This window comes from Yimella lutea (assembly GCF_006715095.1).
GTDB lineage: Bacteria > Actinomycetota > Actinomycetes > Actinomycetales > Dermatophilaceae > Yimella > Yimella lutea.
This window is the reverse complement of record NZ_VFMO01000001.1, coordinates 2,988,822-3,012,860: the sequence shown is the minus strand read 5'-3', so window position 1 is coordinate 3,012,860 and position 24,039 is coordinate 2,988,822. Positions and strand designations below refer to the sequence as shown.

The 24,039-nt window shown below is 67.6% G+C and carries 18 protein-coding genes and 1 other RNA gene; 13 read left to right on the top strand and 6 right to left on the bottom strand.

Annotated elements, in window-relative coordinates; translation table 11 throughout:
- The first annotated feature begins 74 nt into the window (after positions 1–74).
- Complete coding sequence (gene pruA, locus FB459_RS14520; protein WP_141929004.1) at positions 75–1,703, top strand: L-glutamate gamma-semialdehyde dehydrogenase; 1,629 nt, start codon at positions 75–77, stop codon at positions 1,701–1,703.
- 183 nt (positions 1,704–1,886) lie between these two features.
- On the opposite strand, the gene FB459_RS14515 is transcribed toward pruA, so the two are convergent.
- Positions 1,887–2,387, bottom strand: a complete 501-nt coding sequence (locus FB459_RS14515) for a DUF2505 domain-containing protein (RefSeq protein ID WP_141929003.1) — start codon at positions 2,385–2,387, stop codon at positions 1,887–1,889.
- Positions 2,384–2,911 carry a hypothetical protein gene (locus FB459_RS14510; RefSeq protein ID WP_141929002.1) on the bottom strand — a complete coding sequence of 176 codons (528 nt, stop codon included), beginning with the start codon at positions 2,909–2,911 and terminating at the stop codon, positions 2,384–2,386. Before FB459_RS14510 ends, FB459_RS14515 begins: the two co-directional genes overlap by 4 nt.
- Before the next feature lie 118 nt (positions 2,912–3,029).
- On the opposite strand from FB459_RS14510, the gene FB459_RS14505 reads away from it, so the two are divergent.
- Both FB459_RS14505 and FB459_RS14500 read left to right on the top strand, forming a co-directional pair.
- Complete coding sequence (locus FB459_RS14505) at positions 3,030–7,886, top strand: NAD-glutamate dehydrogenase (RefSeq protein ID WP_246092466.1); 4,857 nt, start codon at positions 3,030–3,032, stop codon at positions 7,884–7,886.
- Positions 7,887–7,970: 84 nt separating this feature from the next.
- Positions 7,971–9,449 (top strand): sensor histidine kinase, encoded by a 1,479-nt coding sequence (locus tag FB459_RS14500; RefSeq protein ID WP_141929000.1) that lies wholly within the window; start codon positions 7,971–7,973, stop codon positions 9,447–9,449.
- 37 nt (positions 9,450–9,486) lie between these two features.
- On the opposite strand, the gene FB459_RS14495 is transcribed toward FB459_RS14500, so the two are convergent.
- The gene (locus FB459_RS14495) at positions 9,487–9,735 is read right to left on the bottom strand and encodes a WhiB family transcriptional regulator (RefSeq protein WP_115922524.1); all 249 of its coding nucleotides are present in this window, start codon (positions 9,733–9,735) and stop codon (positions 9,487–9,489) included.
- A gap of 287 nt (positions 9,736–10,022) precedes the next feature.
- On the opposite strand from FB459_RS14495, the gene FB459_RS14490 reads away from it, so the two are divergent.
- The 3 genes from FB459_RS14490 (at position 10,023) to ssrA (ending at position 12,859) form a co-directional block, all read left to right on the top strand.
- Positions 10,023–10,427 carry a hypothetical protein gene (locus FB459_RS14490; protein WP_141928999.1) on the top strand — a complete coding sequence of 135 codons (405 nt, stop codon included), beginning with the start codon at positions 10,023–10,025 and terminating at the stop codon, positions 10,425–10,427.
- A 38-nt stretch (positions 10,428–10,465) separates the two neighbouring features.
- Entirely contained in the window at positions 10,466–12,355 is a 1,890-nt protein-coding gene (locus FB459_RS14485; protein WP_141928998.1) for a DUF2207 domain-containing protein, read from the top strand.
- Positions 12,356–12,491: 136 nt separating this feature from the next.
- Positions 12,492–12,859: a transfer-messenger RNA gene (gene ssrA / locus FB459_RS14480) on the top strand.
- Between the two features lie 16 nt (positions 12,860–12,875).
- Here ssrA and FB459_RS14475 read toward each other — a convergent pair.
- Entirely contained in the window at positions 12,876–13,358 is a 483-nt protein-coding gene (locus FB459_RS14475; protein ID WP_141928997.1) for an SIMPL domain-containing protein, read from the bottom strand.
- A 62-nt stretch (positions 13,359–13,420) separates the two neighbouring features.
- Here FB459_RS14475 and FB459_RS14470 point away from each other — a divergent pair, with 62 nt between their 5' ends.
- From FB459_RS14470 to FB459_RS14445, 6 genes are all read left to right on the top strand, one after another.
- Positions 13,421–14,869: an NAD-dependent malic enzyme gene (locus FB459_RS14470; RefSeq protein ID WP_141928996.1), complete on the top strand. Its 1,449-nt coding sequence runs from the start codon at positions 13,421–13,423 to the stop codon at positions 14,867–14,869.
- 353 nt (positions 14,870–15,222) lie between these two features.
- Positions 15,223–17,517, top strand: coding sequence for a DEAD/DEAH box helicase (locus FB459_RS14465; RefSeq protein ID WP_141928995.1), 2,295 nt, complete (start codon positions 15,223–15,225; stop codon positions 17,515–17,517).
- 184 nt (positions 17,518–17,701) lie between these two features.
- On the top strand, positions 17,702–18,268 hold the full coding sequence (locus FB459_RS14460) for a YqgE/AlgH family protein (protein WP_141928994.1): 567 nt from the start codon (positions 17,702–17,704) through the stop codon (positions 18,266–18,268).
- 176 nt (positions 18,269–18,444) lie between these two features.
- Positions 18,445–18,738, top strand: coding sequence for a DUF3039 domain-containing protein (locus FB459_RS14455; RefSeq protein ID WP_129625741.1), 294 nt, complete (start codon positions 18,445–18,447; stop codon positions 18,736–18,738).
- A 195-nt stretch (positions 18,739–18,933) separates the two neighbouring features.
- Entirely contained in the window at positions 18,934–19,932 is a 999-nt protein-coding gene (locus FB459_RS14450) for a zinc metalloprotease (RefSeq protein ID WP_141928993.1), read from the top strand.
- 176 nt (positions 19,933–20,108) lie between these two features.
- Positions 20,109–21,866: a DEAD/DEAH box helicase gene (locus tag FB459_RS14445; RefSeq protein WP_129625739.1), complete on the top strand. Its 1,758-nt coding sequence runs from the start codon at positions 20,109–20,111 to the stop codon at positions 21,864–21,866.
- A gap of 2 nt (positions 21,867–21,868) precedes the next feature.
- On the opposite strand, the gene FB459_RS14440 is transcribed toward FB459_RS14445, so the two are convergent.
- Positions 21,869–22,834 (bottom strand): P1 family peptidase, encoded by a 966-nt coding sequence (locus FB459_RS14440; RefSeq protein ID WP_141928992.1) that lies wholly within the window; start codon positions 22,832–22,834, stop codon positions 21,869–21,871.
- Between the two features lie 47 nt (positions 22,835–22,881).
- Between FB459_RS14440 and FB459_RS14435 the strand changes: the two genes are divergently transcribed.
- Positions 22,882–23,541 (top strand): IclR family transcriptional regulator, encoded by a 660-nt coding sequence (locus tag FB459_RS14435; RefSeq protein WP_129625737.1) that lies wholly within the window; start codon positions 22,882–22,884, stop codon positions 23,539–23,541.
- Here the strand turns inward: FB459_RS14435 and FB459_RS14430 are convergent.
- On the bottom strand, positions 23,531–23,992 hold the full coding sequence (locus FB459_RS14430) for an Lrp/AsnC family transcriptional regulator (protein ID WP_129625736.1): 462 nt from the start codon (positions 23,990–23,992) through the stop codon (positions 23,531–23,533). The two genes, FB459_RS14435 and FB459_RS14430, sit on opposite strands and share 11 nt — an antisense overlap.
- Between the last annotated feature and the right edge of the window lie 47 nt (positions 23,993–24,039).

Genomic DNA, 24,039 nt, shown 5'->3' with positions numbered 1-24,039 from the left:
GCGTCTGAGACGATGGCCGGACGAACGTCCGCATCTTTGCCGGACACTTCCGAGCACGACAGGAGCCACCCTTCATGGACGCAGTGACCAATCCGCCCGCACCGGTCAACGAGCCGGTCCTCGATTACGCACCCGGAAGTCCGGAGCGCGCCTCGCTCGAACTCGCCCTCGTGCAGATCGGCGGCGAGCAGGTCGACCTGCCCCACACCATCGGTGGCAAGCGAGTCATGGGCGGTGGCAAGGCCATTGCCGTACGTCAGCCGCACGCCCACAAGAAGGTGCTCGGCACCCTCAAGAACGCGACCGTGGCCGACGCGGAGGCGGCGGTCCAGGCGGCCAAGGACGCCGCTCCGGGCTGGCGTGAACTGAGCTTCGACGACCGCGCAGCGATCCTGCTCAAGGCTGCCGACCTGCTGGCCGGCCCCTACCGCTCCCGCATGAATGCAGCGACCATGCTCGGGCAGAGCAAGACCTGCTACCAGGCCGAGATCGACGCCGCCTGCGAACTGATCGACTTCTGGCGTTTCAACGTCCACTTCGCCCGACAGATCCTCGCCGAGCAGCCGCCGGCCAACGCGCGCGGCGTGTGGAACCGCACCGACCACCGTCCGCTCGAGGGCTTCGTCTATGCGATCACGCCGTTCAACTTCACCGCGATCGCCGGCAACCTGCCGACCGCTCCTGCGTTGATGGGCAACACGGTCGTCTGGAAGCCGAGCCCGACGCAGAACCGCGCCGCGCAGCTGACGATGGAACTGCTCGAAGAAGCCGGCATGCCCCCGGGTGTGATCAACCTGGTCACCGGCGACGGACTCAACTTGAGCAAGGTCGCACTGGCCGACCGCGACCTCGCAGGTATCCACTTCACCGGATCCACCCCGACCTTCCAGCACCTGTGGAGCCAGGTCGGTGCCAACCTGTCCGACTACCGCACCTACCCGCGCCTGGTGGGGGAGACCGGCGGCAAGGACTTCATTTTGGCCCACCCGTCCGCCGACCCGGACGTGTTGCGGACCGCGATGATCCGTGGCGCTTTCGAGTACCAGGGCCAGAAGTGCTCGGCCGCCAGCCGCGCGTACGTGCCGGCGAGCCTGTGGAAGAAGATCAAGGCCGACCTCGTCTCGATCACCGACTCGCTCACCCAGGGTGATGTCACCGACTTCTCCAACTTCATGGGTGCGGTCATCGACGATCGTGCGTTCGCCAAGCACAAGGACGCCATCGACATGGCACATGCGCACAAGGACATCGAGGTGCTGGCCGGCGGCACCTACGACGACTCGGTCGGCTACTTCGTGCGCCCGACCGTGCTGGAGATCGGCGACGCCGACAACGAGATGTTCTCCACCGAGTACTTCGGTCCGATCCTCGCGGTGCACGTCTACCCCGACCGCCAGTTCGACAAGGTGCTCGACCAAATGGAGTCGGTCGCGCCGTACGCCCTCACCGGTTCGATCATCGCCACCGACCGGGTGGTCATCGCGGACGCCACCCGTCGCCTGCGGTTCGCTGCCGGCAACTTCTACATCAACGATAAGCCGACCGGCGCCGTCGTCGGCCAGCAGCCGTTCGGCGGGGGCCGTGCATCGGGCACCAACGACAAGGCCGGCTCACCCGCGAATCTGATGCGCTGGACGAGCCCGCGCTCCATCAAGGAGACCTTCGTGCCGCCGACCTCCTACGAGTACCCGCACATGGGCTGACCTGCAGCACAACATGCGCAGTCCTGGGCCCGGAGGTTCGGCGGGCACACCCGATCACTGCACCTGCAGGGGACTTTCGCCTTCCGGGTGAACCACTGAAGCCAGTGTGGTGCTCAACTCCAACTGACAACAACGCGAGTCGGTCTGGGAACCAACGTGATTCCCAGACCGATCTGTCTACGCTCAGTTGCCGGCGAGGTATTCGGTGCCGATGCGTTCTTCCTGCTCGAGTGCGTGGATGAAGGACGGTGCGGCGGCTTTTTCGATCTTGCCGCCGATGATCGGGATGCCGCCCTTGAGGTCTCCGTCGACGTCCAGTCGGGTCTGTGTGTCCGACACCGGGGTCAACGTCACCGTGCCCTTCATCGACGCCGGCGTGCCCTTCACGTCGACCGCCAGGTCGGCGACCCGCGAACCGTCGTCGCCGGCGAGACCCCAGGTCTGGGTCTCGACCACCGTGATGGTGTTGCCGACCATCGCCCTGATGTTCTCGGGAAACGCATCGGTGGGCAGCACCCGGGCAACGGTGATGAGGTGTCCGCCATCGGCGGTCTGGGCGAGTTCGACCGTGCCGCCGTCGGTGCTGGTCGCCTCCGATTTGCGTCGCTGGTAGGCCTCGTCGGTCACCATCGCGTACACGTCGGCCACGGGGGCGGGGTAGGTCCAGGAACGCTTGATCTTCATGCGCGCAGCGTATCGAGCACCCTGCGGTGCAGGACGCGTTCGGCGACACTCAGTCGCGCCTGTCGGGTGTCGGCCGCGGCACCACCGCCCGGCATCAGTTCGCGCACCTGAGCGACGTGATCCTGCAACACCTCGGCGAGCCCGCGCAGCACATCGGTCAACTCCTGTCCGGTGGCACGCGACGCCTCGTCCCTCACCTCGTCCACGACCGTCTGCAGCGTTGCGGCACAACGGCGCAGGTCGTAGGCGGCCGACGCCAGCGCGGCAGGGTCGACCCCTGGACCTGCGCGCGGACCGAAGGTTCCGGTGGGTGCCAAACCGTCACTCAGACGCAGTTGCACGGCCGACCCGCCGACCAGCCAGTCGTGCCACGCCAGCAGCGCTTCGGCGACATGTTCGATGGCCTGCCCGATCGTCGCCGTGGCGGTGTCGGTGGCGGTCTCGACCCGCACCGACAACAGCTGTGGAACCGTCGCCGCGAGTCTGCGAAGGGCGTCGTCGCGGACCTGGGTCGAGGAAGGCATGCGGGCCAGGCTAACCCGCCCAACCGGACTGTGGCGTACTTCACAGGGGCGATACAGTCGACGGGCGGCGCACAACGACGTGCGCCGCCACGCTACGCACCCATGAGGTTTGTTGGCTTTGTCTGCTGACTTGTCCGGTCACCACCGGCAGGAAGTCCTGCGCGAGAGCGCTTCGCACGACTGCGGCGACGGGGGGTGCACCGACCCGCTCGCCGAGCGTTACTTCCGGCACGTCGCCGACGAGGACATCAACGCTTTGGGATCCGCGAATCTCCACGGCTTCCTGCACGCGCATCAACAACTGGCCAAGCAGCGTCCGCCGGGTCGAGCCAACATCCAGGTGTTGCACCCCAACAAGGACGCCGACGGCTGGAGCTCGTCGTACGCGGTCCTGCAGATCGTCACCGACGACATGCCGTTCCTGGTCGATTCGGTCACCGCGGCGCTCGCTCGTCTGGGCCGCCGCGTCCACCTGCTGATCCACCCTCAGCTCTGGGTCGAGCGGGACGCCTCCGGCGAGCTGCGCGAGATCCTCGACACCGATGACCAGCCCCAGCACCGTTCGGGCGCGGCCGATCCCATCGCCGAGTCGTGGATGAACCTGCAGATCGATCTGGCTGCCGACGAGTCCGGCGACGCCGACCTGGTCGCTGTTCTCCACGAGGTGCTCGACGACGTCCGCGACGCCGTCACCGACTGGGAACGCATGCGCGCACAGTGCGATGTCATCATCCGCGACCTGGAGGCCGACCCGCCGAGTTCGGTCGGCAAGGACATCGTGGAGCGCACCCAAGGTTTCCTGCGGTGGCTCGCCGACGAACACTTCACCTTCCTCGGTTACCGCGAGTACGTGTTGGACGAGGTCGACGGCGAGGACGTCCTGCGCGGCGTCGCCGGTAGCGGCCTCGGTCTGTTGCGCTACGACGCCCCGGCGTCCGAGGCGTTCTCGCGCCTCACCCCGCACGCGCGACGCACTGCCCGCGACCCGCACCTGTTGACGGTCACCAAGGCGAACTCCCGCTCCACGGTGCACCGGCCTGTCTACCTCGACTACATCGGCCTGCGCACCTTCGACGCTGCCGGCAATGTCATCGGTGAGCGCCGCTTTCTCGGGCTGTTCTCCTCCAGCGCCTATGTCGAGTCGGTGCGTCGCGTGCCGATCCTGCGCGAGCGCGTGGCTGCGGTCGTGACCAACTCCGGGTACGCCCCCGACAGCCACTCCGGCAAGGACCTCATGCAGGTGCTGGAGACCTACCCGCGTGACGAGTTGTTCCAGATCCGCACCGAGGAACTGAAGTCCATCGCGAGCCAGGTCATGCGCGTCCAGGAGCGACGCACCCCGGCGGTGCTGCGCCGCGACGACGAGTTCGGCCGGTTCACCAGCGTCGTCGTCTACATCCCGCGCGACCGGTACAACACCCGTGTACGGCTGGCGATGTCGAACATCCTCAAGCGCACCTTCGACGCCACGGCGATCGACTACACGACCCACGTGACCGACGCCGAGATGGCACGCATCCATTTCGTCGTCCGTGTCGATCCCGGCACCGGCGTGCCGCAGGTCGATGACGAGGCACTGCGCGAGGAACTGCTGCGCTCCACCCAGACGTGGTCCGAGCAGCTCGGAATGCATGCCCGCGACGAAGACGGTGAGGACGCGTCCGCGCGGGTGATGTCGTTGTACGCCAATGCTTTTCCCGAGGCGTACAAGGAGGACTTCGGTCCGCGTCAGGGCGTCGCCGACCTGCGCCACATCGAGTCGCTGAAGGACGGTGACGACACCAGTCTGACGCTCTACCGTGACCCGTCCGGTGACGCGCGGGAGCGCCGGTTCAAGTTGTTCCGCCGCAACGGGGTGCTGCTGTCGGACGTCATGCCGATCTTCACCGACCTCGGCGTCCGGGTCACCGACGAGCGTCCGTACTCGATGAACCGCGCCGACGGCGAACTCATCCACATCTACGACTTCGGCCTACGCGCCGATGACGCGGACGTGTGGGGCACCGATGCCGAACTCGCTCAGGTGCGCGAGCGCTTCCAGGACGCGTTCGCGGCGGTGTGGAACAAGCACAGCGAGTCCGACGGGCTCAATGCGCTTGTGTTGCAAGGTGGTTTGACTGCCCGGCAGGTGACGGTGCTTCGTGCGATCGCCCGTTACATGCGCCAGGTCGGACTGCCGTTCAGCCAGGAGTACGTCGAGCAGGCGTTGGTCACCAACGTCGAACTCACCCGTGATCTCATCGCGCTGTTCGACGCCCGGTTCGACCCGACCGCCGAGCAGGACCGTGAAGCCGCTCAGGCCGAGGTGAACGAGCGCATCGACGCCGGGCTCACCCAGGTCGCCAGCCTCGACCAGGACCGCATCCTGCGTTCCTTCCGCGGAGCGATCATGGCGATCCTGCGCACCAACGCCTTCCAGGACGGCGGACACCGTCCGGTGATCAGCTTCAAGATCGACTGTGCGTCGGTACCCGGCATGCCGCACCCGCAGCCGATGTTCGAGATCTGGGTCTACAGTCCGCGCGTCGAAGGCGTGCACCTGCGCTTCGGCAAGGTCGCCCGCGGCGGTCTGCGCTGGAGCGACCGGCGCGAGGACTTCCGCACCGAGGTGCTCGGGCTGGTCAAGGCGCAGATGGTCAAGAACGCGGTCATCGTCCCGACCGGTTCCAAGGGCGGCTTCTACGCCAAGCAGTTGCCGAGCCCGAGCGACCGCGATGCGTGGATGGCCGAGGGCATCGAGTCCTACAAACTGTTCATCGGCGGGCTGCTCGATCTGACCGACAACCTCCTCGACGGTGAGGTCGTGCCCCCGCAGGACATCGTCCGTCACGACCCGGATGACACCTACCTCGTGGTCGCGGCCGACAAGGGCACCGCATCCTTCTCCGACATCGCCAACGGCGTCGCGCAGCATCGTGGGTTCTGGCTGGACGACGCGTTCGCGTCCGGTGGCTCGGCGGGCTACGACCACAAAGGCATGGGCATCACCGCCCGAGGCGCGTGGGAGTCGGTCAAGCGGCATTTCCGCGAGATGGGCCACGACACGCAGACGCAGGACTTCACGGTCGTCGGCGTCGGCGACATGAGCGGCGACGTGTTCGGCAACGGCATGCTCCTGTCGGAGCACATCCGGTTGGTGGCCGCGTTCGACCACCGGCACATTTTCCTCGACCCCGACCCGGACGCTGCGACCTCGTACCCCGAGCGCCGTCGGTTGTTCGACCTGGCGCGTTCGTCGTGGGAGGACTACGACAGCTCGCTGATCAGCGCGGGTGGAGGGGTGTACCCGCGAACGGCCAAGTCGATCCCGCTGACCGACGAGGTGCGCGAGCGCCTCGGCATCGACGAGGGCATCACCGAGATGGCGCCGTCCGACCTGATGAACGCCATCCTCAAGGCGCCCGTCGACCTGTTCTGGAACGGCGGCATCGGCACGTACATCAAGGCGAGTACCGAGTCGAACTCCAGGATCGGCGACCGTGCGAACGACGCGATCCGGGTCGACGGAAAGCAGATGCGCGTCAAGGTCATCGGTGAGGGCGGCAACCTCGGCGCCAGCCAGCTCGGACGCATCGAGGCCGCGCGAAACGGCGTCCGCGTCAATACCGACGCGATCGACAACTCCGCCGGCGTCGACACCTCCGACCACGAGGTCAACATCAAGATCCTGCTGACCGACCTGGTCAAGCGTGGTCAGTTCGATCTCGACGAGCGCAACGAGATCCTGTCCTCGATGACCGACGAGGTCGCTCACCAGGTGCTGCGTGACAACTACGAGCAGAACACTCTGCTCGGCAACGCGCGCGCCCAGACCGGTGTGATGGTCACCGTCCACCAGCGTCTGATCAAGTGGCTCGAGGCACGCAAGGAACTCGACCGCGGCCTGGAGTTCCTGCCGAGCGATGAGGAGATCGAGCGCCGGCTCGAGGACGAGGGTGGTTTGACCTCGCCGGAGTTCTCGGTGCTGGTCGCCTACGCCAAGCTCGCGCTGAAGAACGACCTCACCGGCAGCGACCTCACCGACGACCCGTGGTTCACCCGGACCCTCCGCGAGTACTTCCCGCAGCGGGTCCGCGACAGCTTCGGGGACGCTATCGCGCAGCACCCGCTACGTCGCGAGATCGTCATCAACTCCGTCGTCAACTCGATGATCAACCGGGGCGGCATCACGTTCGCGTTCCGGGTGATGGAGGAGACGCAGGCCTCGGCCCCACAGATCGCTCGGGCGTACGTCGTGGCCCGCGAGGTCTTCGACCTGACCGGCTTCGTGGCCCAGGTGGAGGCGCTGGACAACAGCGCCTCGACCGATGCCCAGACGACGCTGTACCTGGAGTTCCGCCGGTTGCTCGACCGTGCGGTTCGCTGGTTGCTCAACAACCGGCCGACGGCGCTCGATGTCGGCAGCGAGATCGACCGGTTCTCGGCCGACGTGACCGCGCTCGCGCCGAAGGTGCCCGATCTGTTGCGCGGTACCGAGCGCAAGCGGTGGGAGACCAACAAGGCGTCGTTGGTGGACCAGGGCATTCCGGACGAACTGGCCGGCCGTGCTGCCGCGCTGCTCGACCTGTTCTCGGTGCTCGACATCACCGAACTCGCGGTCAACAGCGACCACGACATCGAGACGGTGGCCGGTGCGTACTTTGCGGTGTCCGAGCGGGTAGGGATCGACACCATGCTCGGTGCGGTCTCGGCACTGCCGCGCGAGAACCGCTGGGACTCCTTGGCTCGTGGCGCGATCCGCGACGACCTGTACCTGGTGCTGGAGTCGTTCACCGCGGCTGTCCTGGCCGGCACGCCGGACTCGGCGGCTCCGGCCGACCGTGTCGCGAGCTGGCTGGAGCAGAACCCCGACTCGGTCGGTAGGGCCCTCGCCTCGCTGGACGCGATCAAGACGCTGCCGCACCCGGGGCTCGCCCCATTGTCGGTAGCGCTGCGGACGCTGCGCGGGGCGATCCGTAGCGGCACCGCCAGCTGAGCCGATCACGTCACCGGGCCCGGGAACGCCGTCGCGTCCCGGGGCTCGGCCGTACCGGGGTCATCCACCGCATAGGCTCCCGCCGTGCCCACTTTGAGCGACGTGCTGAGCCGGCACGAGGTGACCGCGGCCGATTCGGACTGGCTGCACCGTCTCGTCGGTGACTGGCAGCTGATCGCAGACCTGTCGTTCGCCGATCTGGTCCTCTGGGTGCAGTCGCAGGCGGGGGAGTGGTTCGCCGCGGCGCATGCCCGTCCGACCACCGGCGTCGGCGTCTTCACCGAGGACCTCGTCGGTCAGCCGGTGGCGGTGCCTCGAGCCCGGATGGTCCAGGCCGCACGGGATCAGCAGGAGATCGTCCGAGCCGGCCAGACCGTCTGGCGCGACGACATGCCGATCCGCGAGGAGGCGATCCCGGTTGTCCGCGACGGACGTGTGGTCGCGGTGCTCACCCGGCACACCAATCTCGCCTCGATGCGCACGCCGAGCCGACTCGAGGTCACCTACCTGGCGACCGCCGACGCGCTCGCCCGGATGATCGCTGCCGGTACCTTTCCGCAACACGAGCCGGCCACCCACGTCCGGCGCGGCACCCCGCGGGTGGGCGACGGGGTGCTGCGCCTGGACGTCGACGGCCTGGTCACCTACGCCAGCCCGAATGCGGTGTCTGCGGTGCACCGCCTCGGGTACGAAGCCGATGTCATCGGGATGCCGCTGGCCTCGGCCGTCTACGACCTGCTGCCCGCGCGTTCACCGGCCGACGAGGACCTCACCCAGGTGCTGCGCGGACGCGTCGCGCACCGCGGTGAGGTACGCACCCGGTCGGCAAGCGTGATGGTTCGTTCCATTCCGTTGCAGGAGAACGGTCGTCGCATCGGTGCCGTGCTTCTTGTGCGCGATGTGAGTGAGCTGCGTCGTCGTGAGCGTGAACTCGCCACCAAGGACGTCACGATCCGCGAGATCCATCACCGGGTGAAGAACAATCTGCAGACCGTCGCCGCTGTGCTTCGACTCCAGGCACGGCGGGTCGACGATCCGGCCGGCCGCGCAGCCTTGGACGACGCGGTCCGTCGGGTGGCGACGATCGCCTCGGTGCACGAGACACTCTCATCCCGGCTGGACGACCACCTGGATTTCGACGAGGTCGCGCAGCGCGGAGTGCAGGCAGCCCTCGACCTGGGCAACCGCTCGGGCATGCGGGTCAGCGGCGCGATCGACGGCAGCTTCGGGACGCTGTGTTCCGAGGACGCGACCTCGATCGCGATGGTGCTCGCCGAACTCGTCCAGAACGCCGTCGAGCACGGCCTCGCGCAGCAGGACGGTCACGTGCAGGTGACAGTGCGTCGGAAGCAGACTCGTGACGGCGATCTGTTGCGGGTGGAGGTGGCCGACGACGGTGCCGGGTTACCGGACGATTTCGCGCCGGGCAGCGGCGGACTCGGGGTGCAGATCGTCCGGTCGCTGGTCGCCGACCTGAGCGGCGACATCGACTGGGAACGGACAGAAAACGGCACCGCCGTGAAGTTCACGGCGGTGCTGCGGGATATCCCGGTGGAGCGTTGACTTCGGCGGACTCAGCCTGCGCGTTCAGCCGGTACGTTCAACCGGCACGGCGGGCGCGTGCATTGCGCCGCTTCATGGCGCGTCGTTCGTCCTCCGACAGTCCACCCCAGACGCCGGCGTCCTGCCCGCTCTCGATGGCCCACTTCAGACAAGTGTCGATGACCTCGCAGCGTCGACAGACAGCCTTGGCGTCCTCGATCTGCTGCAAGGCAGGGCCCGTGTTCCCGATGGGGAAGAAAAGCTCCGGGTCCTCTTCCAGGCATGCAGCGCGGTCGCGCCAATCCATAGTCGTCCTGCTCCTTGAGTAGATGTTCCCGGTGCCGGGCCATGCGTCGTGCGCGTGAAACCGACGGGGCACCCATCGTTCGTCGGTTCGTTTCGAGTGGCTACGCTGTGGTTGGGCGTGCCGACTGTCTAGGCTCACAGATGCTGGCTGTGTTGCACAAGGGGTTTGACCGAATCTTTTCTTTTCGAAGGTGAGTCCTTGGTCACACCACGCCCTTGACCTGCCCCGTAACTCGCGCTTTTCAGCGTTTCACCTGTTCTGTCCGTGCCCCGGAGGAAGGATGCCGTGTGTCCGATCAGACATCTTCACCGCTGCGCGAGGCGACCCCGGGAGTGACCACCCCATGGCGGGTGGCCGCCGCCCTCATGGTCGTGCAGGCAGTGGCTCTGTTCGGGGTGGGAATCTGGTCGGGGTTCGACGGCGGCTCAGCGCGTTCGTGGTCGTTCGCTGCAACGCTGGTGGTGCTCGCCGGATGTGTCGCCGCCCTCGCCTGGCTACTGAACGCGGGACGGTCCGCGGCGCGCTCGCCGACCCTATTGTGGAACGCGCTGCTCCTGCCGATCGGCTTCACGGTCGGTGACGGCGGGGCTCCATGGGCCGGATGGCTGATCATCGCCGTCGCCGTCCTCACCTTCCTCGCCACCGTTCTGGCGCGCCCGCACGAAGTCGCCGCGCGCGACGGCCAGGACTGATCCACCGGATCCAGGCGCCCGCCTCGTAGGGTTCAGTCATGCGAAGGTTCTGGGCCGTGTTGGCCGTACTCCTCTGGTCGGCAGCGGTTGTGTTCCTGCCCGTCTCGAGCGCGAGAGCGGCAGGTGGGGAACGGATCCTGTCGTTCACCGCCGACTACGACGTGCAGCCGAATGGCTCGGCCGAGGTGACAGAGACGATCAGGTACCAGTTCGCCGGCGACCAGTCGCATGGCATCAAGCGATCGATCATCACCTCGCAGGGCTACGACCCCGAGCCCGACAAGTACCGCGTCTACCCGATGACCGACGTCCGGGTGAGCAGCCCGACCGGCGCACCGGACGATGTCGACCTGTCCGACTTCGGTGCGATGACCGTCATCCGGGTCGGATCCGCCGACGAGACGGTCCGTGGCACCCACACCTACATCGTGAAGTACAAACTCGGTTCCGTCGTCAACAAGCAACCCGACGGGACCGTCGAACTCTATTGGAACGCAACAGGATCCCAGACCGGAGTGCCCACCGACGAGGTGCGGATCTCGGTCACCGGCCCGGCCGCTGTCACGAACGCGGTGTGTTACTACGGCGTCACGAAGACGTCCGACAAGTGTGAATCGTCCGCCGGGCAGAAGGCCACGTTCAGCGCCTCGTCCCTCCAGCCGTTTCAGCAGGTGACGATCGGAGCAGCGTTCCCTGCGGCGCCTTTCACCAGCACCGCACCCGACCTCGAACAAGGCACGGTCGACGACTCCAAGGGCGGCGCTGAAGACTCGTCGCTGACCCCGCAGCAGCAGGACACGCTGCGAGCGGTGGGTTCCGGTGCAGCGGTGGGTCTGCCGGCCCTGGCTGCGGCGGTCATGGGTCTGGCCGTCTGGAAGCGGGGCCGCGACGAGCGCTATGCCGCTGTTGCGCCCGGGCTCGAACCGGCGGACGGCCAGGACGACTCGGTGGTCCGGGGCGGGCGCCGCACCGTGGTGGTGCAGTTCCAGCCGCCGGCCGGTGTGCGCCCTGGACTCATGGGCACGGTGATCGATGAAGAAGCCGGCACCGTCGACGTCTCGGCCACGGTGGTCGACCTCGCGGTGCGCGGCTTCTTACGGATGGAGGAGGTCGAGCGCGGCGGTCTGTTCGCCAAGAACGACTGGCAGCTCACCCTTCTCGACCCGCCGGACGGCGAACAACTGCTGCCGTACGAGGAGACCTTGCTCGATGGGCTCTTCCAACTGGGTTCGCCGGTCCTGCTGTCGCAACTGCGTAACCACTTCAAGTCCACGTTGACCAAGGCGCAGAGCCAGATGTACACCGAGGTCGTGCAGCGCGGCTGGTTCCGGCGATCACCGGAGGCGGTTCGCGCCGGTTTCCAGATGGGCGGCATGGCCCTCATCGGGGCGGCGTTCTTCGGATTCTTCCTGCTCCCGGGCATCAGCGCAGCCGCCATCGGCCTGCCGATCGGGCTGGCGATCGCAGGTGTCATCGTCATGCTGATGGGGCGCAAGATGGCATCGCGTACCGCTCGCGGCTCGGCGGTCACCGACCAGTCGCTCGGTTTCCGCGAGTACCTCGTCACCGCCGAGGCGCAGCAGATCAAGTTCGACGAGGCGGAGCAGATCTTCAGCCGGTACATGCCGTACGCCGTCGTCTTCGGGATCGCCCAGCAGTGGGCCGACAAGTTCGCCCAAGTGGCGCGAGCGGCCGAAGCCGCGGGCCGGCCGCTGGTCATGCCGATGTGGTACATCCCGCTGGGCGGCGGTTTCGGTGACTTCGGCAGCATCGCCGGCGGGATCGACGACTTCGGCACCGTCTCGGCCGGCACCTTCGTGTCCACCCCCGGATCCTCGGGTGGATCGGCGTTCGGTGGTGGAGGCTTTTCCGGAGGTGGCGGGTTCTCCGGCGGCGGTGGGGGCGGTGGAGGCACCGGAAGCTGGTGATCCCGATACACCCGACGGGAATGGGTTCGCGTCCGGCGCCGTTACACCGTTAGGCTGGCCAAGCCTTACAACTCCACAGCGTGACGTGCTCGCCGGTGTCACCCCTGAACTTTCAGGTGTGCCACCACACGAACTCGGGGGTGATCGGTTTCGACGTTGATCGCCGACGAGGGAGAAGCGGGTCGAGGAGGCACGGTTATCTCGTAAACGCTCCGTGCAAAACCAATAGGTGCCAACAACAAGCGCACCGACTTCGCCCTCGCCGCCTGAGCGAGCCTCGAAGTCCGTCAGCCTGAGTTAGTTCTCGCCTCAGTGTCTGGCGTCAGCTAGAGAACTTGCTGCGTCGTCATGTCGAGGGACGACGCGGGACTCTTACTCGACTGGGCCTGTCAGGGAACGTGTGCGCGCGAGCCCTGGGGCCGAGAAAATCCACAGCGCACTGCACCCGGAGAAGTCCCTTCTCGCGGTGAGCGGACGCGGGTTCGATTCCCGCCACCTCCACCACCACCGAATGGGCACGTCACGCTGTGGAGTCGGCCCAGCCCCAACTCACCTGCACCTGTTCGGCGACCTCGATCTCGCCGGGTGCGAACGAGCCCGCCTTGGCCATCGCCATGGTCTGCCCCCTATAAATTTCCGGGCGGTCCGCGGGCATCACCGTGGTCACCGAACGCACCTCACCCAGGGTTCGTCCGGACCTCTGCGCGAGGGCTCGTGCTTGCTCCACGGCGTCGTCGTACGCTGCGGCGCGAGCGGCCGCACCTTCTGGCGCTCGCCCCACTGGACGTCGACCGAGAGTCCGGTGGTCTGGATGGACCGCTCGGCGATGCCGGCTCCGCGCAGTCCGGCACGCAACGTCCGGGCGTTCTCCGAGGACCGGGGTGAGTGCTTCGGCGGCACCGGCCGCGGACTGCTCGACAGCGATCCGGAGGCGGACGCGGTCGGCAGCGGTGCTCACGGTGGACGACCCGATGACGGTGATTCCGCTCTGTGTCTGCCGCATGAACCCACCCTGACACGTGACCCCGTCCGCACGGCAGGCATGGACACGGTAAGAAAGGAGTCATGACTGCGATGCCTTCCGTCTCCAACTCGATCACCGTCCGACTCGAGGTGCCCGGCCGGGCCACCGCGATCAGTGAGTTGACCGGCGCGATCGAGCGCACGGGCGGCCTCATCACCGGCCTCGACATCACCTCGTCCGACGCCGAGAGCATCAAGATCGACGTCACCGTCGCCGCGCGCGACGGCGACCACGCGAACGAGATCGTCGAGGCCATGCGTACCGTCGCCGGCGTCGTCGTCCACAAGGTCAGCGACCGCACCTTCCTGGCGCACCTGGGCGGCAAGATCGAGATCAAGTCCAAGCACCCGATCCGTAACCGTGACGACCTGTCGATGGTCTACACCCCGGGCGTTGCACGCGTCTGCATGGCGATCCACGACAACCCCGAGGACGCCCGCCGCCTGACCATCAAGCGCAACACGATCGCGGTGGTCACCGACGGCACCGCAGTCCTCGGGCTCGGCGACATCGGCCCGCTCGCGGCCATGCCGGTCATGGAAGGAAAGGCGGCGCTGTTCAAGCGGTTCGCCGACATCGACGCGTTCCCGATCTGCCTCGACACCAAGGACACCGAGGAGATCATCGCCACGGTGAAGGCCATCGCGCCGGTCTTCGCGGGGATCAACCTCGAGGACATCTCCGCCCCGCGCTGCTTCGACATCGAGCGCCGCCTGCGCGACGAACTCGACATTCCGGTCTTCCACGACGACCAGCACGGGACCGCGATCGTCGTGCTCGCCGCACTGCGCAACGCGCTGCGCGTGGTCGGCAAGGAGCTCAAGGACGTCAAGGTCGTTCAGTCCGGAGCCGGCGCGGCCGGTACGGCGATCACCCGACTGCTGCTCGCCGCCGGCGCCACCCACGTCGTGGTGTCCGACATCAAGGGGGTCGTCTCCCGCGACCGTGAGGACATCGTCGAGGGCAAGGACCCGTTCCTGCGCTGGGTCGCCGACCACACCAACCCCGACGGCATCTCGGGCACGCTGCGCGACTCGCTGCGCGACGCGGACGTGTTCATCGGGGTCTCCGGGCCCAACATCCTCACCGGTGACGACATCGCGACCATGAACGAGGACGCGATCGTCTTCGCGCTCGCCAACCCGATGCCCGAGGTCGATCCGACCGCCGCCGCTCAGCACGCGACCGTGGTGGCGACCGGCCGCAGCGACTTCGCGAACCAGATCAACAATGTCTTGGTGTTCCCGGGTGTGTTCCGCGGCCTGCTCGACGCAGTAGCGGACGGCATCGACGACAACATCATGCTGGCTGCGGCTGAAGCGCTCGCCGACGTCGTCAGCCCCGACGAACTCAACCCGGCCTACATCATCCCGTCGGTGTTCCAGCCCGATATCTCGATGGTCGTGGCCCGCGCCGTCGAGAAGGCTGCCCGCGCCGAACTCGAAGGGGAGCGGCACAGCACCAAGCAGGACGAGCCGTTCGAGGACTGACCGACGTTCGGGCGAAGTAGCGCGAAAGGCACGAGGGAACTGCGTAGGCGCAGTTCCCTCGTGCACTTCCGGGTGTCTCGGGGCGAGGAGCGCCACGGTGTGCCCGACGTCACCGCCCGGCAACCCCTGCGTGGTCGGAAGTTCTCGCGGGAGCCGTTAGACTGGGGGCATCCATTTTCGCGATCTTGCGTTCATCTGTGTGAATTTTCTTGTGGGCGCCGAGATCTGAGGCACCCGGATCACCCCATCCACAGCGTGGCGAATACGCCTGAAACGCAGTCACTTTCGGCCGACAATCGGCCCTTGTAGGGGTTCTCTTGCGGTGCCCGTAATCCGACAAGAGGTACTGCACGATGACGCCCAAGAAGAACGACGGAACCAAGAAGGCCCGCTGGAGCCGTAGCCAGAAGGTCGAGGCCAAGCGCGGCGAAGTTCGTCGCACGTCCGCCGAACGCGGCAAGCCCGCCCGCCGCGAGGACCGTCCGGAGCGTTCCGGCGCTCGCCGGTTCGACCGCGACGACCGCCGGTCCTTCGACCGCCGCGACGACCGAAACAATGACCGGAGCAACGACCGTGGTGGGTACCAGGGTCGCTCCGAAAACCGTGAGGGTCGCTCGTACGACCGGCGCGACGACCGTCCGCAGGGTAACCGCGGCGGCTATCAGGGCCGCGATGACCGTCGTTCGTTCGACCGTCGTGACGACCGCCCTCAGGGGAACCGCAGCAACGACCGTGGCAGCTACCAGGGCGGACGTTCCTTCGACCGTCGCGACGACCGCAACAGTGACCGCACGGGTGACCGGGGCGGCTACCAGCGTCGTGACGACCGTTCGCAGGGCGACCGCGGTGGCTACCAGGGCCGCGATGAGCGTCGTTCGTTCGACCGTGCTCAGGGTGACCGCAGCAACGACCGTGGTGGCTACCAGGGCGGACGTTCCTTCGACCGCCGTGACGACCGTCCCCGCGGTGGCTCCGACAACCGCTCCGAAAACCGCTCCGAAAACCGTGGTCAGCGTCGCTGGGACCGCGATGGCGGACGCGATGGTGGACGCGACTTCGGCCGCCGCGACGACCGCGGCTTCCGTCGTGACGACCGTCCGCAGGGCAACCGTGGTGGTTACCAGGGCCGTGATGACCGTCGTTCGTTCGACCGCCGGGACGAGCGTCCCCGTTTCGAAGAGACCGAGAAGCCCGCAGGTCACCTCGAGGAACTCGAGCCGACCAACGAGGCGTTCGGCTGGTCCGAGCGCAACGAGGTCGACGAGGTCACCACGACCGAGCCGATCGAGTTGGAGGGCAATGGCTTTGCCGATCTCGGTCTTCCCGAGTTGCTGGTCGCGCGCTTGGCCCGTGACGGCATCACCCAGCCGTTCCCCATCCAGACCGCGTCCATCCCGGACGCCCTCGCCGGGCGCGACGTCCTCGGCCGTGGCCGTACCGGCTCCGGCAAGACGCTCGCGTTCGGTCTGCCGACGCTGACCCGTCTGGCCAAGGGCGGCAAGGCGCGCGCACACCAGCCGCGTTCGGTCATCCTCGTCCCGACCCGTGAGCTCGCCATGCAGGTAAGTGATGCGTTGCAGCCGTTGGTGCACGTCATCGGCCTGCGCCACAAGCTGGTTGCCGGCGGGATGCCCTACGAGCCGCAGCTGTCGGCTCTCGAGCGCGGCGTCGACGTCCTCATCGCCACCCCGGGTCGTCTGAAGGACCTCATCGAGCGCGGCGCAGCCGACCTGTCCCGCGTCGAGATCACGATCCTCGACGAGGCCGACCACATGGCGGAGATGGGCTTTCTCGAAGCGATCGAGGAGATCCTCGACCTGGTGCCGGCCGACGGCCAGCGCCTGATGTTCTCGGCCACCCTCGACCGCGGCATCGACGGTGTGGTCGAGAAGTACCTCACCGATCCGGCGGAGCACTCGACGGACGACGGCACCGCGACCGTCACCACGATGGCGCACCACGCGCTGCTGATCGAGCCCAAGGACAAGAAGATCGTCACCGCCGAGGTCGTCAACCGACCCGGACGCACGGTCGTCTTCGCCCGCACCAAGCTCGGTGCCGACCGCATCGCCTCCGAACTGCGCGAGTGCGGCGTCGTCGCAGCTGCCTTGCACGGCGGCCTCAACCAGAGCCAGCGCAACCGCGCACTGTCGGCCTTCCGCGACGGACGCCTGCCGGTTCTCGTCGCCACCGACGTCGCAGCTCGCGGCATCCACGTCGACGACGTGGGCGTCGTCCTGCAGGTCGACCCGCCGGCCGACCACAAGGACTACCTGCACCGTTCCGGGCGTACCGCTCGCGCCGGTGAGCAGGGTGTCGTGGTGTCCTTGGTGCTGCCGCACCAGCGCCGTACCGTCGAGCGTCTGCTCGACCAGGCGGGAGTCGACACCGAACTGAAGAAGACCCGTCCGGGCGACGAGGTCATCGCGGCCACCGGGGGCAGCACCCCGCAGGGTGCACCGGTGAGCGACGACGACCTGCAGCAGGTGTTGCAGCCAGGTCGCGGTGGACGCGGCCAGGGTCGTGGACGCGGTTACGCCGGTGGTGGCCACCGGGGTGGTCCGCGCCGTGGCGGCGGGGGCGGCGGCTACCGCGGTGACCGCGAGGGTCGTGGCGGCCGTGACGGTGGACGTCGTCCGCGTTACTGAGTCATAGCGGGACTGTGCAAACCGTGGTTTGAAACGTCCTGGTGGTGCAAACCGCGGCCGATCGGTCGCGGTTTGCACATCTGGGGGGTTCTGATCCGCGGTTTGAGCAGTTCTGGCTCGGCGACATCGCATCCGCGCCGGGGCAGTCGTCCACAGCAGGATCGGCTCGCGTCAGAATGGGACGGTGGACAACCTCACCGGACGACTGCTGGTCGCAGTCCCGCGCGAAGAACAGGACGTCGCCGACGACGACCTGTTCGACCGCTCGGTGGTGTTGCTGCTCAACCACAGCAGCGAGGGTGCCCACGGCATTGTGCTGAACCGCCCGCTCGAAGCCGTCGTGGACGCCGTCCTGCCGGGTTGGCAGGAGCACGTCACCGACCCGGACCACCTCTTTCAGGGCGGTCCGCTCGGACTCGATTCCGCGCTCGGGCTCGTCTCGATGCCCGGTGGCGGGGAGTCGCTCGGTCTGAAGAGACTGTTCCGTGGAGTCGGGTTGGTCGACCTGGACGCCCCGCCCTCGGTCGTGCTTCCCGAGATCGCGGCACTGCGTATCTATGCGGGTCATTCCGGTTGGGGTCCGGGCCAATTGGAGACCGAGATCCGCGAAGGTCACTGGTTCGTGGTGGACGCCGAAGCTGCCGACGCCTTCTCCGAATCGCCCCTGCGTCTGTGGGAGGACGTGCTGCGTCGAGTCGGGGGAGTCGCCGCCTGGTCGATCACCTTCCCGGACGACCCGACGATGAACTGACCCGGTTCACGGGGTCGAGCGGTACATCGGACCCGGCGATCCGGAAACCCTCCCTGGTCGACGTGTTGTGGCAGGTGACCACCGAACGCCCCGACCGCGACGGCTATCACCGCCGGTGCGTTGCGGGGGACGACTCATTGCCGGTCATTTTGTCAGCGCCGACCTATGCTGGACGCATGAGCACCGAACCGTTGGAGAACGAACGCCTCTCGTCGCCGAGCACCTCGACGGGTGTCCTCGAGCGTGAAGAGGTCCAACCGCAGTTGCAGGAACCGGGCGATCACGAACGGTTCAGCCACTACGTGAAGAAGGAGAAGATCCTCGAGAGCGCGCTGTCCGGAGACCCCGTCACGGCGTTGTGCGGCAAGGTCTGGGTGCCCGGTCGTGACCCGCAGAAGTTCCCGGTCTGCCCGGCCTGCAAAGAGGTGTACGAGAAGTTCGGCGCCGGCGGCGACGACTCCGGCGACTGACCTCACGAGATCAGACCAAGGCCCGGTGCAAGCACCACGCCGGGCCTTCGTCGTCCTTCCGTCGCGGGAGTCGCAGAAGTCTGGAGCGATCTTTGTCGTCTCTTGACCTCGTCTTGACCGAGTTGTTTCTAGCCTGAGCGGGTTCCCCTGAGCCGGGCGCCCCGCCGTCCGGCTGACGTCTTGGAAAGGACGCTCATGATCCGCCGTTCCACCACCGTGCTCGCCTCCGTCGCTCTCGCCGGTAGCGCCGCGTTCAGCCTCGCCCCCGGCGCGAACGCGAGCCTTTCGCTCGCCCAGGCCAAGATCGACTCCGCGTCGGTGTGTGTTCCCGACAGCCATGACCACGAAGGCGCCGGAGCGACCGCCCGGGTGAAGCACGGTTCCGGCAAGCACGACCCGAACGAGCTGACCCCGGCACAGGTGGCGGCCGCAGAGAAGAAGTTCCAGGCGGACGCCGCTCGCAAGGGGTTGGCGAAGAACGCCGACGGCAAGCTGACCAAGACCGGCGCAAAGGCAGCAAAGCCGGGCACCGGCACGTTCAGTGCCGCGGTCATCGACGTGTACTTCCACGTGATCACCGACGGCACCAAGGGTGCGCTGACCGACTCCGAGGTGTCGACCCAGATCTCCGTGCTCAACCAGGCCTACAGCGGTTCGGGCTTCTCCTTCCGCCTGGTCTCGACCGACCGCACCAACAACGCCACCTGGTACAACGGCTTGGTGCACGGCTCGACCGCCGAGTCGCAGATGAAGTCCAAGTTGCGCAAGGGCGACATGGGCGACCTCAACGTCTACACCGCCGACCTCGGCCAGGACCTGCTCGGCTGGGCGACCTTCCCGACCAGCAGCCTGAGCTCTCGTGACGGCGTCGTACTGCTCGACGAGAGCCTGCCCGGCGGCAGTGCCGCGCCGTACAACCAGGGGGACACCGGCACCCACGAGGTCGGTCACTGGCTGGGCCTGTACCACACCTTCCAGGGCGGCTGTAAGGGTCAGGGCGACCAGGTGAGCGACACCCCCGCGGAGGCTTCACCGGCATCCGGTTGCCCGACCGGCCGCGACTCCTGCCCGTCGTCTGCCGGACTCGACCCGATCACCAACTTCATGGACTACACGAGCGACGTGTGCATGAACAAGTTCACCCCGGGGCAGGTCACCCGCATGCAGAACCAGTGGACGACCTACCGCGCCTGACCCACCGTCCTTGGTTGTGAGGCGCATCTGAACCAGCGCGTCGCGGCGGCCGAATCCCTCGGAAGTGGGGTCGGCCGCCGCGGTGCGTCCTGGGCGGCCTGGCGAGCTCGTTCCGCCTCACGGCGCTGACCTGCGCATTCGATCGTTGTCACCGTGGGCGGTTAGGGTTTGCCATCGTGAGTACCTCGGCCGCTTCCCATCTGTCGCCGGCCTTCCCCGAACGCGCAGCGTGGGGCACCGCCGGCAAATTGCGTGCCTGGCAGGCCGGGGCGATGCACACCTATTTCGAACATGAGCCCCGCGATTTCCTGGCAGTCGCGACCCCCGGTGCCGGCAAGACGACGTATGCATTGCGGCTGGCGACCGAGCTCATCGACCGCGGTGTCATCGACCAGGTCACGATCGTCGCGCCGACCGAACACCTCAAGGTGCAGTGGGCCGACGCCGCTTCACGGGTCGGGATCAACATCGACCCGCGCTTCACCAACGCCCAGGAGGAGCACGCCGCCGACTACGACGGCGTCGCGGTGACCTACGCGGGCGTCGCCAGCCGTCCGGCACTGCACCGCGCTCGCACCCTCGCCCGCCGCACGCTGGTGATCCTCGACGAGATCCACCACGGCGGCGACAACAAGTCGTGGGGTGACGCGATCCGCGAGGCCTTCGAGCCCGCGACCCGCCGGCTGGCGCTGACCGGTACGCCGTTCCGTTCCGACACCAGCCCGATCCCGTTCGTGCGGTACGAGGAGGGCGCCGACGGCATCCGTCGTTCGGCCAGCGACTACAGCTACGGGTACTCCGAGGCGCTGCGCGACGGCGTCGTCCGGCCGGTGCTGTTCATGGCGTACGGCGGGGCGATGCGGTGGCGTACCCGCGCGGGCGACGAGATCGCGGCCCGCCTCGGCGAACCCATGACCAAGGACGTCACGGCTGCCGCCTGGCGCACCGCACTCGACCCCAAGGGCGAGTGGATCCCTGCCGTGCTACGCGCCGCCGACAAGCGACTGTCCGAGGTGCGTCGGCACGTCCCGGACGCCGCAGGCCTGGTCATCGCCTCCAACCAGACGGCCGCGCGGTCGTATGCGCGCACGCTGGAGGAGTTGACCGGTGTCAAGCCGACCGTCGTGCTGTCCGACGACGCCGGGGCCTCGGCCCGCATCGAGCAGTTCGCCGCGTCCGACGACCGGTGGATGGTCGCGGTGCGCATGGTGTCCGAGGGCGTCGACGTCCCGCGTCTGTGCGTCGGCGTCTACGCCACCTCCACCTCGACGCCACTGTTCTTCGCCCAGGCGGTCGGGCGCTTCGTCCGTGCCCGGCGACGCGGTGAGACGGCGTCGGTGTTCCTGCCCACCGTCCCGCTGATCCTCGAACACGCCGCCCGACTGGAGGAGCAGCGCGACCATGCGCTCGACCGCCCCAAGCCCGAGGGGGAGGAGCCGCTGTGGGCCGAGGAGGACGGCTTGCTCCAGGAGGCGAACCAGCAGGAGAAAGCGCTGGCCGACGAGCAGATGTCGTTCGAGGCGCTGGAGTCCGAGGCGGAGTTCGACCATGTGCTGTTCGACAAGCAGCAGTGGGGTCTGGGCAGCGAGACCGGTGGTGAGGACGAGCAGGAGTACCTCGGACTTCCCGGTCTGCTCGAACCCGACCAGATGACTCATCTGCTGCGTGAACGGCAAGCCAAGCAGCAGAGCAAGAGCACCAAGAAGAAGCAGGAACAGGACGCCCCGCTCGCCGCTCACCGGGCGCTCGCGGCCCGGCGCAAGGAACTCAACTCACTCGTCGCCGCCTACGCCAAGAAGACGGGGCAGCCGCACGCGGTCATCCACAACGATCTGCGTGGGCAGTGCGGCGGACCGACGCTGGACCGCGCCTCCAACGACGAGGTCGGCGCTCGCATCGATCTCATCCGACGCTGGTTCGTCGGCAAGCGCTGAACTCAACGGTCGAGCAGGCCGCGCTCGCGCAGGGTCTCGCGTAGCCCGTACGCCACATGGCCCGCACGACCGTGTGTGGTCTCGGCGTGCCAGAGCGAGGAGACGATCGCCTGCGCAGACGCCTCGAGCGTCGCGCTGAAGAACGGATCGAGATCCTTCTCGCGAACGCAGCCCGAGCGGGCGTCGTCCGCGCGGCGTGTGCTGAACGCGATTGCGTAGTCACCCGACCCGTGGCTGTACGCGGCACCGACCGTGCCCATCGCGTACACCCCGCGACGGGCGATGCGGCCGAGTTGGCGTGCATCGAGCGGGGCATCGGTCGCGACGACAACCACGCACGAATTTCCTTCCGGATCAGCCGTGTTGGCCGGTTCGACGGGCCGTCCGTCGAGTCGGAGATGGCCCGTGAAATTGGTCAGAGCCAGCACGCCGAGTCGCTGGTCTCCGACCGCACGGGACGCGGTGCCGATGCCGCCCTTGAACCCGAGGGCGCGCATTCCGGTGCCCGCTCCGACGGCACCGAGCGCGAAGTCGTCGCTCGCGTCGTCCAGGGCTGCGCGGACGTCCGCAGCCGTGACCGCCCGTTGCCGGATGTCGGACAGCCACGAGTCGTTGCACTCTGCGACCAACGGGTTGAGAGTGACCACGTCGGCACAGTCGGGACGGTCGAGCATCCATCCCACCAGCGCGTCCGCAGCACCGAACGCGCTGAGGGTGTTGGTGAGAACGATCGGGGTCTCCAACGTGCCCATCTCGGCCACCTGGGTCGAACCGATGAGCTTGCCGTGTCCGTTGCCGACGAACAACCCGCATGGCAGCGGTCGTTCCGGTGTCGGCACAGGCGTGGGGACGATGGCGGTCACGCCGGTGCGGACGTCGTGGCGCACGATCGTGCGGTGCCCGACGCGCACCCCCGGCACATCCTTGATGCTGCCGGTATCGGTGAGGACTGCGAGTCGATCGGTCATGGCCGAACGACCCTATCCTCCGCGTGCCGGCAGGTACGGTGCATCGCATGGTGAATGAGAACGACCTGGGCGGTGAGACCTCGCAGACGATGGATCGTGGCCTCGCGGTCATCGCCTTGCTCGCCGACCCGGCGCACGCAGGTGGGCTCACGGTCACCGAGATGGCCCAGAAGCTGAGTGTCGGGCGTCCGGTGATCTACCGTCTGGTCGCCTCATTGGCACGTCGCGACATCGTGATTCGCCGCATCGACGGACGAATCTCGTTGGGAGTGGGGCTCATTCACCTCGCCAACGCGGTTTGGCCGGGCCTGCGCGATGTCGCTTCACCGATCCTGCGGGAGCTCGCTGAGAACACCGGACTCACCGCGCACCTCACCGTCGCCGACCGCTCCGAGGCGCTCGCGATCGCTGTCGTCGAGCCGCGCTGGACGGGTCTGCACGTCTCCTACCGCGAGGGCACTCGCCACCCGCTGGAGGTGGGCGCCGCCGGCCGGGCGATCCTCGGCGGGCGCGACGGGAACGACTCGTGGGTGACCAGCGACGGCGAACTCCAGCCGGGTGCACACGGATTGGCCGCCCCGGTCATAGGCGCGCACGGGCTGGACGCCTCCATCGGCCTGGTCGCGATGGCGCCGTTCGACGGCGACCGTGTCGGTGCCGCGGTCCAATCAGCGGCATCCGATCTCGCCATCGCGCTCAACCACTGACCTCCACCAGCGGCTGAGTGCGATAGGGGACGAGCTCGGCGAGTGCGATCACCGTCGAACTGCGCACGACCACGTCCGTCGCGAGCACCTCGTCGATCACGCGTTGTAGATCGCCGTTGTCCCGACCGACGATCCGGATCCACAGGTCGCCCTCACCGGTGATCGTGTGTACCTCCAACACCTCCGGGACACCGGCCAGATGTGCGATGGCCGGGTCGTGTCCGTGCCGCTGGGCGATCGACAGGGTGCAGAACGCGGTGACCGGGAAGCCCATGGCGGCAGGGGAGAGGGAAGGGCTCTCCGAGGCGATCACGCCGCGCGAGCGCAGTTTGTCCAGGCGGGCTTGCACCGTGCCGCGGGCGACGCCGAGTTCACGGGCGGCGCCGAGCACTCCGATCTGCGGCTGAGCGTCCAGGAGGTGCAGCAGGCGGCGGTCGAGATGGTCCAACATGGTCGAACTGTATAGAGTTCACGCGCCCGCAGGTGTCAGTTTGTACA